This window comes from Robinsoniella sp. (genome assembly GCF_034124845.1).
This window is the reverse complement of record NZ_JAWYAJ010000524.1, coordinates 1-11,002: the sequence shown is the minus strand read 5'-3', so window position 1 is coordinate 11,002 and position 11,002 is coordinate 1. Positions and strand designations below refer to the sequence as shown.

The window sequence follows — 11,002 nt, the reverse complement described above, 5'->3', positions numbered from 1 at the left end:
AGGACAGCCTTTATCCGTCAAGATTTACATTTTCAAAGACGAAGCAGGAAAAGCATCACAGGCTCTGTCCGGAGGGAGAGTTTTATCTGTATGGTACAGAAGGAACAAAAGAGATAGCACTTTTATGCGGAAGGAATGGAACAGAATATCTGATTCTTCAGAAAGGGGAAAAAATTCGTTTTCTTTCAGGACAAAATGCTCATGCACCGGCTGTGGAAGGAAGGGCATTTCAGGTTGGAGAAGATTATGATGCAAATGCATCGAATCTTACAAATGCATATAGGACCTCCTGGATAGGTGTATCAGAAGGAAAATATGTGTCTGAGCCGCCTGGATTTGCACAATATGGCATGGAACAGGAACATATGTCCAAAATTCTTGTACATCAGCCACCGTTTATCCAGCTGGATGAAACAAAAAATGGGATCTGTTTTCCAATGATGCCCTATCTGCAGGCTTTGGTTAGGGATAAACAGAAACTGGAAATATTTGAGGATCATATTTTAGCAAATATGCGTCAAAAACAGATTGAAAAATGCGGCTGTGAAAGGTATATACGAAGAAACAGTAATTCTTTGGAGGATACTACTATAGTTACGCCATCGGGATTCCTTGCAAATATGGAAGGAATCCGGTTTAGAAACATCAGGCTTACAAATGGAGAGGGGGAGGATGGCATTTGTTTTTGCAATCCTACTGAGGAGTTAGTGCGGGTTTTTCAGTCTCCAAGTTTGTGTCTGGTGGCAGTAAACCCTGAGTATTTGGGCTCCATGGATGATACTAATCCTGCCTGCTTTCATAATCTGTGCAGGATACAGGATTGGATATTCCGGACACAAGTGGGTTATGACTGCAAATATGGCAGTTATGGAGGAGTAATGATCATCAAAGGATGTAAAGGAAAATTATTCGATCCGGATGATTTGAAGGAAAAGAAGAAAAAGCAAGGTTTAATTAGTTGTATAGATGCTTGGACTTATCGTAGTGAATTCTCTTCTCCGATAACTAATGCAGGAAGTAAAGGTGATATGTCACAGCAGCCGTTACTGATGAAATGGATTGAGAATTATTTTAAAGATGCTTATGAACAAACAGACCATGAATATTTTTCTCAGTTTTGTGATGTCATAACGGATGAGAACTGGCAGGGCGTACTCTTCTTGCGGCTTCCCCTGGAAGCAGAAAATATGCCCGCGCAGATGGCTGGGCTTCTGTCTGGTGCAGCAAATGCAGAGAAGCTATGTGTTCATCATTTAGGAATCACTTTGAATACCATAAGTGTGGAGAATGGACAGATAAAGCAGGATAAGAATAGTTCCTTATTTGGATTGATTTGTTACAGGGATACGACTCTGGGCCAGGGAAAGGTAGAGGCAGTTTTGCCAAAGGATTTTGGGAACGAGGAATTTCGTCTGTTGGAATTAAAAGTTCTGTTTCGGGATTCGGCTGTGGTAAAGCAGTCCTGTAAAGCGCAGATTTCATTTGCCCGATTGTTTGGTTCATCAGTTAAGGCCATGAAGGACGGAAATCCGTATCGTGCATTGCTGTTGGAAGGCCATTACCAGTTGAGAGATGGAGCAGAAGTATTTTTACTGCAAAACAAAGAAACCGGTACTTTTGAATTGGACAGCAATATTTTAAAGGTAGTACGCGTTACAGATGTGGAAATGATTTCCCCCACTTTTGACTGTACCCGCTTTGAACTAAGCGGAAGTTTACACTTCCATACCGTCCCCGTTATTTCAGATTCTGAGATTATGATTGATTTATTCTCGTTTGGAGAGGAAAGCAAAAGTGGTTTGATTTTTTCCCACGCGGAACTGGAAATGAAGCGAAAAGAGAATGTCCAGGAATTTACTTTCTTTGCAGGCAGTACACAATTTGATTTATTAAAAAGCGAGCCAGGAATACATAGTCTTTGTTCGCAGCTGCATCTTCAGCTACTGGGAATGGTGGATGGTAATATAAGTGGATGGCAGGAGGATGGGTATGCAAAAGTTATGCCCTGTGTACGTTTTTCGGAAGAAGGAGAAGGTTCATGGATAGGTCTGGAGTGGAAGGCTGAGCTTGGATCCTTAGGGGAATTGGCTGGAAAAGCAGGATTGAAGAGCAGGCTTCTTTTGGCATGGAATACAGCGAGTAACGGTGATAGTATAAGAGCTTTTATGGGAATAAAAATGCCAGGAACCGGAAAAACGGAAGATTTCTTTCTACAGAATATACTAAGGCTTTCGATTGGTTCTGTACGTCTTGAATATGATAAAGAAAATCAGTCATTTATCCTGATGCTCAACGAGGTTGCAGTGAAGGCTTTTGGAATCGGTAAACTGCCTCCGAATGGAAATATTAGTTTTTACCTGTTTGGTTCTGGAGCGGGAATCAGCGAAAAGGGAGTTGGCTGGTATGGGTTTTATCATACGGAGAAAGGGAAGGGGGTAGAGTGATGCCTATAAAAATTACGGAATTTATTCAAAAGATGCTGTCAACAACAAATGAAGAAGAAAAAAAATTGTGCGAAAAACTGCTTGCAGAAATGAAAAAAAAGATGCTTAAAGCTGACCGTACAATGAGAATATTAATATGGAATTCTCCGAATTTTGGACATCAGGCGAATACGATTCATGTTATGAGGCATTTTTTGCGTACATTTAAGCCAAATGCAGGGGAAGATGAAATTGAAGTAATTTACGATGATGATGAAGAAAATGATCAGTGTTTTGGCAGTATGCGGGAAAAGCTGCAAATACTCGTTCCTTTTTTTAATAAGGAAATACCGGCTAGGCAAACGGTGAATATGGAAGGGGTATCAGTGTGTTTTATTCCTTTTGATGATCATCAAAAATTAGAGGAGATGAATTATGGTCTTACCGGTGGGTTTGATCACGATAACATATCACTGAATAAAGAATTTATTACAAAGATGTTTTGGAAACTACAGCCATATAAGTGGCATCGTCCAAGTGCTTTTTATTATAAAAATCAGATGTTCAGTTTTGATGAAATATTAGAGAGTAGGGCAAGTGGTCCATATTCTGATATGGTTTATAGCTATGAACCGGTAGATTATACATTAACGAAAGAGGTGCTGGATTGGTATACAGGACAGTTTTCCGGGGAAAAGCTTGGGCAAAATACTATTATGGCAAAGTGTTTGTTTGAAACAAAAAATCCTGAAAAACTCTTGTGGCCCATTTATGGAATTCATGCAATGAAAGCGTTCAGTATTATTCCAGAGCTACTCCTTAAGTTTATAATAAGTGGTCTTCTTACTGCCAGAAGCTTAAAAAAACCAGTCCTGATGGTATTGCTTTGTGATTTCAAAGAGGACACAGCGAGTCTAATTGATTTTTTAACTTTATTCCTACTAAAAGATGTTGTAAAAGCTAAATCTGTTTTGATAAAATACATTGAGGAAATAAAGCATTTAAGAGATTATTATAGAGCTAATAGTAATGCTAATATGTATAATTTTACAGATCCAATTCTAGATAGTATTCCGGAGACAATATGGTCGATTAATGATATGTTTGACCCTCTGGATAATATTATAATTCATTCGGTCATCACAGAAGCATTAATAACGAAGATAAATCAGGATACAAGCATTTCCATCCATGTTCTGTTCCTGGGAAATGTACCAATGCCTGTATTTCAGAAATTTTTTTCCGAAGCTGATTTGCCGCCGGTATTTGAGGGACAGGGGACATCTAGCATGATGATTTCTTCGGGAAAACCATTTATACAATTTAACGGCGGGAATAATGGAGGTATTAATAACTATAATGTATTTGGGGATCCTTACGGTATATCACAAACTCTTCAGAAGAATGCGTCAATGTTAATCCCACCTGCCGAAAAGAAAGAAGATTTGATAGCAAGCATTGGAGAGTTTAGTTCATTTTTAAATAGTTGTTATGATAAACAGTATGAATCCTATTTCCAGCATATTTCCCAACAATCAAGAAATATAGTAAATGATAAATTTCTTATGGGAATGATAACAGGCTGGGGATTAGTAAGAGGACAAATTGAAAATCGTAAAAAAAATGTCATGCCTGAGGTATTGGATGATATATTACAGCAATTGAAAGAAGCTGCGTCTAGTGGAGTGCTGGACGTGGACCGCGTTTTTGCTGAAACCAGTCTGCAGTCTTCCCTGAAGGATATTCTGGGTGAAATCAGAATTACAGGCGAGTCCATGGAAGTAACTCCGGAATATTGTGAAGGGATTTTAAGTAAAGTAATATTTCGAAACGCACGTACAGAAGTATATGGCATCAATATGGATGCGGAACTGGAATTTGTTCAATCAATGGATGGATGGTCAATAGAATCTACGTTTCGTTGTGAATCATTGGAGACATGGGAGTTTCTTCCATGGGTGCATATACAACAGGTAGGATTCGATATGACTGTCTCGGAAAATGGCCTGCCTCAGTATGGGGCGATTACAGGTCATATTGGAGAAATCGAGACAAAATTCCGACTGTTATATCCCACCAGAAACGGAAAATGGAATTTGGAGGCCAGATTTGATACACCCCAAACCGCCATGGATATATTCTTTAAACTGTCCGGAAATCTGAATTTTTTAGAATCTCTCCCGCCAGGATTAAAAGAATTGTCAGGAATTGGTGTGGACAGATTACGTTTTTTATATGATACCAATGAAGAAAAACTGCAAGAAATAATTATCGGACTATCTGCAAAAGAAGAATGGATTTTTCACCAAAATCCGAACCTGTCTGTAAAGCCGTCAGTGGAACTGAATATTTTAAATCCAACAAGCTTTGAAACAAGAAGTATAAGCGGCAAGGTTACCGGGGTTTTTCGCATTGGCGACGGGGAAGATGCCGGGGAATTGTCGGTAACTGCATGCTATCCACCATTTAAAATTCAGGCACAACTTACCAAAAATAAAATATTTTTCTCGGATCTTCTGCGTATGTTTGTACCTCATGCTCAAATGAGTACTTCCCTGGCAATCAGTGCATTACAAATGTATATCGAGCCGGAAGTGAAAAGTTATTCTATATACGGTGCGATTGATACAGATCTGGAAGTAGTGGAAGGGTTTAAGATTACCGGTATGTCGGCTGGTGTTTTTAATACCAGTGGTCAGGTTATGGCCAGACTGAAAGGAACCATGCAGATTCTTCCGAAAACAGCAAATTTATTATTGCGTCTGGAGGCATACTACCATACCGGAGCAGGATTTCGATTTATGGGGACTTTGGAGAGCAGTGGAGAAACAAAAGTTTCAGACTTAATTGCAGAATATGCTCCGCATCAACTTACGTTGAAGGAAGAAGAGAATGTCCCTCAATTCCCTCTGGGTAAAATACAGGCAGTATTTGAGTCAGAATCAAAAAGATGGAGCTTTGAAGCAGGATCTAAGGAGCCGTGGAAAATACAGGCGCTGAACGATTTGAAATTATCTGCTAAAGTAAAAATCGGGACGATACCGCCACAAGGCAAAGAAACAGGGATAGAAGAGTTTTGCTCTATGCTAAAAAGAGATGAAAAAGATCCTTTTTTTGCTTCTGTATGGGCAGAGTTTTCATGGGAAAATGTAGACTTAATTATATGGTATAATTACTCCGGTATTCAGAAGAACTATGGTCTGGGTATTACTTGTAAAGGAATCGGAAGTGCATCGCTGACGCCGGATGAAGGGGGTGGGCACAAAGCGGAAATAGAGCTGGATCCGACATTGACAGTAGGCGGTCTGATAAGGCAAATGATTACCTGGTGTACAGGAAGTCCATTCGGACTTGAGGAACCATGGAATTTATTGGAGAAAATTCCCCTTGGAGGTATGAAGCTGATCTATCATTTTAGAACAAAAGAAGTAGAATTTTTCTGGGATATTGGGGCAATAGACTTAGGAATTGCCCGTATAGACAGTATAAGATTTACATATGCTTCTGATTCGAATGATTCAAGGAAAAAAGGACTATTTGTTGACATAAAAGGCTCTTTTGTATGGGATAAGGGAGACTCTTTGAGATGGGATGCCAGTAAACCCGGGCAAGCTCCTGTGCCACCTGCATCGGGTACTTCTTACTTTACTTTGCGGACACTGGCCATGGGGCAGCATTTATTGATACCGGGATTAGACAGCGCCGCTTCGGTAGAAAAAGCAATGGAAGCAGTTGAACAGAGTTTTGAGCCGGCAACGGAAGAAAAACTTCCTCCCGTATCTTATTGTGCAAAGAGCTCATGGTTGTTTGCAGCTGATTTTGGTATATTGAAAGAAAAGGGAGAGACTGCATATATGATCGATGCCCAGGTGGTATTCAATGATCCTAATATTTATGCCTTGCGTCTGCGTCTGAACGGAACGGCAGCAAAAGTATTTAAAGGTCTGGATGTGCAGGTATTGTATCGAAAAGTGACGGATTCTATTGGCGTATTTCAAGCGGAAGTCACATTACCGGACAAAATCCGTTATCTGAACATTGGTGCTTACAGTCTGACATTGCCGGTATTTGGCATTTCCATATATACAAATGGAGACTTTCAGGTAGATGTTGGTTTTCCATGGAACGGGGATTTTACCAGATCGATGGCAGTGGAAGCAATCGTTTACCCCGGTATTCCAATTATGGGTGCGGCTGGATTCTATTTTGGAAAATTGTCGGATGAGACGGCAGGCGATGCAATTCCCCATACGTCAAAAGGGAGATTTCAGCCGGTGATTATCTTTGGATTTGGTCTTCAGGTTGGCCTTGGCAAATCTGTACATTATGGGATTCTAAGCGCAGGATTTTCGCTTACCGTTTATGCTATATTAGAAGGTGTACTGGCAAAATACAACCCATATCAAATAGCCGTAGAAACTAAAGCAAAAGATGAAATATCAAAGACAACCGATCTTTCAGAAGATTATTATTTCCGTCTGACAGGTACGGCTGGTATTTCAGGTCATTTATTTGGAAGTATTGATTTTGCCATAATCAAAGCAGAGGTGGATATCTCGATACAGATTGGAGTACAGTTTACTTTTGAGGTATATCGCCCGGTAGTACTATCCGTGATGGCATCGCTGTCTGCTTCATTGTCTCTGCAGATTAATTTAGGGATATTTAAAATTAAAATCCATTTCAACTTTTCCATAAAGATTAAAGAAAGTTTTCAAATAGGTGAATTTCAGGAAGCACCTTGGGATGAGTTAATGCCAGAGAACAGAGGGGTAATAGCTTCGCCAGTGAACAGGCGGTTGAGCAAAATGGCGAAGCCGGAGGATTATTGTTGGAATTTTAGTGCTTTAAAAGAAATAGATGTCAAAACGCCTCTTTCAGGATTTTTAATGGTTTCACCGGTATTGGCAGCTGATGAGTGGGGAGAAACAGAAGACCGTACCTGTCTGGCGGTAATGCTTCTGCTGGAATCCTTAGAAGCTTTTCCGGCATTCGTTGAAAGATTCGCATGTTTTCTGGTGGCGGCAATTCAGACGGATGCAAGCTGTTCTGAGAAGGATGTGAAGGAAATGATTCTTTCAAAGAAGGAACTGGATTGGATGATCGACTTTGGACTGGCATCTACGCAAGAAAATCTTACACCTCTGAGTAAGCACCACATGGAGCGTTTCCTTAAGGAACAATTTGAGGTTACCGTACTAACAAAACCAAAAGAAGATGGCGAAATAAACGCTGTGTATTTTCCGGTTCCAGGTGGTCTTTCCCTTAAGATCGGTTCTAAAGTGTCTTCTGTAGAATATACATTTGGAAGTTACAATCAAGTTGCGGAAGGAAAACTATTGTCACTTCGGAGGATGTTTAATGAGCTTGCGGTTAAAGTTGCTGAGGAAGATTCCAAAAATAATATGGGAATCGGGGACGGAAATAAATGTTCTATGGGAGAGTTTTTATTTGCGGATTATTTTCTTTTACTGGGAAGGCAGGTGGCTCAGGCGTTAAGAGAACAGCTGCGTAATTATCAGTTCCTGTTATCCGGTAAGGAAACGATAAAGGAAATATTAACATGGGTTAAAAGTGAAAGTGGTACAGATTATTCAATTTATGATATTATGGCTGGAAATATGGAACATCCATTGAAAAAAGATAAAATATTGGTAATCTCAGAAGGACAGACATATCAGATTAAGGAAGGAGATACACTGCAGTCTATTATTCGAAGTAATGGGCTGGAGATAGAGATGCTGGCAAGAACAGAAAACGAAGCTGTCAGCGGCTTGTTTCATAAAGGAGAAGGAGAACAGGCAATGTTGAATCTTCCTCATTTGGAGCAACTTCGACTTGTACACCTTCTTGCTGAAATAAAGAGAAACAGATCTGTTGAACAAATAGCCGGAATGGTATCCAGATATCATATGCATGGTCTGCGAATTCCTACGGAGGGTATTACCCCGTTGGCTGGTGGAATGTGGGAAAAACAGGAGAAGGGGAAATGGTTGCTTCCGGAAACGGCAGGCTTGTATGCTCTGACGGGGCAGCAGTTCCAGGTGCCGGTAGACCTTAAAGAAGAACTATCTATTCTGTTCAACGCAGCTAATGTTATGTGGCTGGGATTTGAGAGCTGGAAGAATGGTACTGTAAAAAGTGATAAAATTTATGAAATAATAATAGCACCAAATGATGAAACTGTGAAAAGACTGTCTTTCTTAAAGGCAGCTGGAAAAGAAGGGGGTGTCATGGAAAACAGTCATTTGGATATTTTGGATATGAAGTCTGAACAGACGGTTACTGCAAGCTTTGCGAATCCGGTGAATTGGAAGCCGGATGCAAGTGTGGTATTGCCCGTTAAGGGTGAAGCAACTGTACAGTTTCAAACATATCCGTTACCTGATGAAATGCAGGGAAGCTATTGCCTGTATTATGCAGCTTATGAAGAAGCGGAAGGAGTTCTGAAAAAAGAAAGGGCAGTGAATTATGGATGGGGTACCAGTCTTACATTTTCTATTTGCAGAAATACGGATAATGTGGAAGGGGCATGCACTTATGAAATGATTGGAATGAAGCAAACACAGACAAAGCAACTGGAGAAGCTATTGGAAAATAGGGAACAATATTCTATCTGCAATAGAATGATAGGTTACACTTCTAGCACCGGGAATTTGTATCAAATGGAATGTGACGGACCAAATGCAGTTGATATGGCAATGCTCAGGCTTAATTTATCAACAGAGACCCATCCTTCCGGATTGGGAGATCAACAAGATTCTAATATGCAGAAATTTCTGGAGCTGCTTTGGGAAGGCAGTGTGACTAACAGTGGCGGCTATTATCTCTATTATTGGAATAACGAGAAAAAACGAGGGCTTCCGGAAAGTGCTTTTAAGGAAGACGGGACGGCAAGTATCACACTTGTACTGGTTTATGATTCAGCTCAATATAAAGGCGGGGACTACATAAATACCCTATTATGCGGATATCTGTTAGAAAAAGGAACATTTCCCTTGGCCAGCGCTGATGACGGTCGTGTTATCGTAAGCCCCATGACTGCTCCTGGAGTTCTCTCACTAGGCTGCCAGCGCTTGAAACCGACAGAAACAGAAGACATTCACAACATTGAGGATGGGAAACAGTTTTTGTCCAATCAATTCAGTTTGTTATCTTATAAAATAGTGGAAAACAAAGATTTTAAGGGTAGTAATTATGGAATGCCCTGTGGCCCAATCGGCGAGCGTACATTACTATATAAAACTTCTCTGCCATACAGTAGTTTTGCAAAAGAGGGTGTCCATGCAGCAAAAAAGACCGGTTTGAGAAAAGGACTCAGCCCATATGCGGGTGTGGGAAAATTATTTGAGGTAGAAAGTGAGTGGTTGGATTATTATGGTAACCGTTTATCAGGAAACGCAGGAAAATTAGAAATTTCCAAAATGCACACCGGTTATTCAGATAAACTCCATCCCATTGCCACTTGGCCCTCGGTAACTGTTCAATGGGAAGTTCAAAAAATTTCAGAGTACCCCGAATTACTTCTTTTGCTGCAATTTGATTCTTCCAGATACGAAGCAGAGGATGGGCAAAGAAATGCAGATCAGACATTACTGTTTTACCAGTCTCTGTTTGATCAACTGATGGATTTAAATGGCATTGAGCTTAGCATAGAACATTCCCTGTTAGAAGAGGGGGATTTTCAATTTGAAGAGGTGGAATGGCTGCAGTTAACAGGCTGGCTGTTTCTGGATCCGGGTTCCATTCTCAATTATTTACAGAGAGTGTCATCTGGTGAGCATCCACGTGTACCGGAGGAGGAAATCATCAGATTTACATTCAGCAATAAAAAAATAAACACAAAGCAATTATTCCCTCTGACTGTAAATCTCTGTTTTAGGAGAACTAAGCAGTTTATTATGGCGGGAATGGAAAAGATAGAAGGTATATTAGAGACAAAAAGCAAGATACCGCCGCATATGATTTTAGATAATTCCGGAACCAGGACTTTGGAGAAATTTGCATCCCGTATGGAAAAAGCCTTTGAAGAAGAATATGGTCTTCGGGTAATGGCTTCCGGAACGGATTTGAACTCTGCAGATACACCATTACACGTGATTCGTCTTGGAGAACATGGAGTAAGTGTTCAGTTCAGCGACAAACCGGTTATAGGTGTCATTCGTCCTGTATCTAACAGATTATGGAGTAGTGGAAAGCCAATACCTTTAAAGATATATACCACAGAAGGGGGATTGGAGCCAACGTCCGTATGTGAAAAATCTTTTACGGATATAGATGTGGACCGCTGGCTAAAAATTGTCTTGTTGGCAGTGGACGATATGCTTACGCCCAGAAATGCGGCTGCAATTTATTTAGCAGATCAAGGAGAACAAGGACAAAGTACTTACCTGGAACAAATTCAAAAATCGAAAGAGCAGCTTGCTAAGAATCTGAGTTATATGCTGATACCGGTATTTGCTGATGAAGAGCGAAAACTATCCCAGAAGGCAAGAGAGAATCTCAGACAGAAGCTGTTAAATAAACTTGGGAGTTTTTATCAGGTACATGCCGTTCTGGATTATATAACAGAGGTGAAC

General features: G+C 40.4%; 2 protein-coding genes. Both read left to right on the top strand.

Annotation, left to right across the window (positions count from 1 at the left end; genetic code table 11):
• Positions 1-2,444 (top strand): hypothetical protein (locus tag ACH2DQ_RS26095; protein WP_395028644.1); only part of this gene is annotated, 2,444 nt, incomplete at its 5' end.
• The coding region (locus ACH2DQ_RS26090) for a hypothetical protein (RefSeq protein WP_395028643.1) at positions 2,444-11,002 on the top strand (8,559 nt) is incomplete at its 3' end. The genes ACH2DQ_RS26095 and ACH2DQ_RS26090, both read left to right, overlap by 1 nt.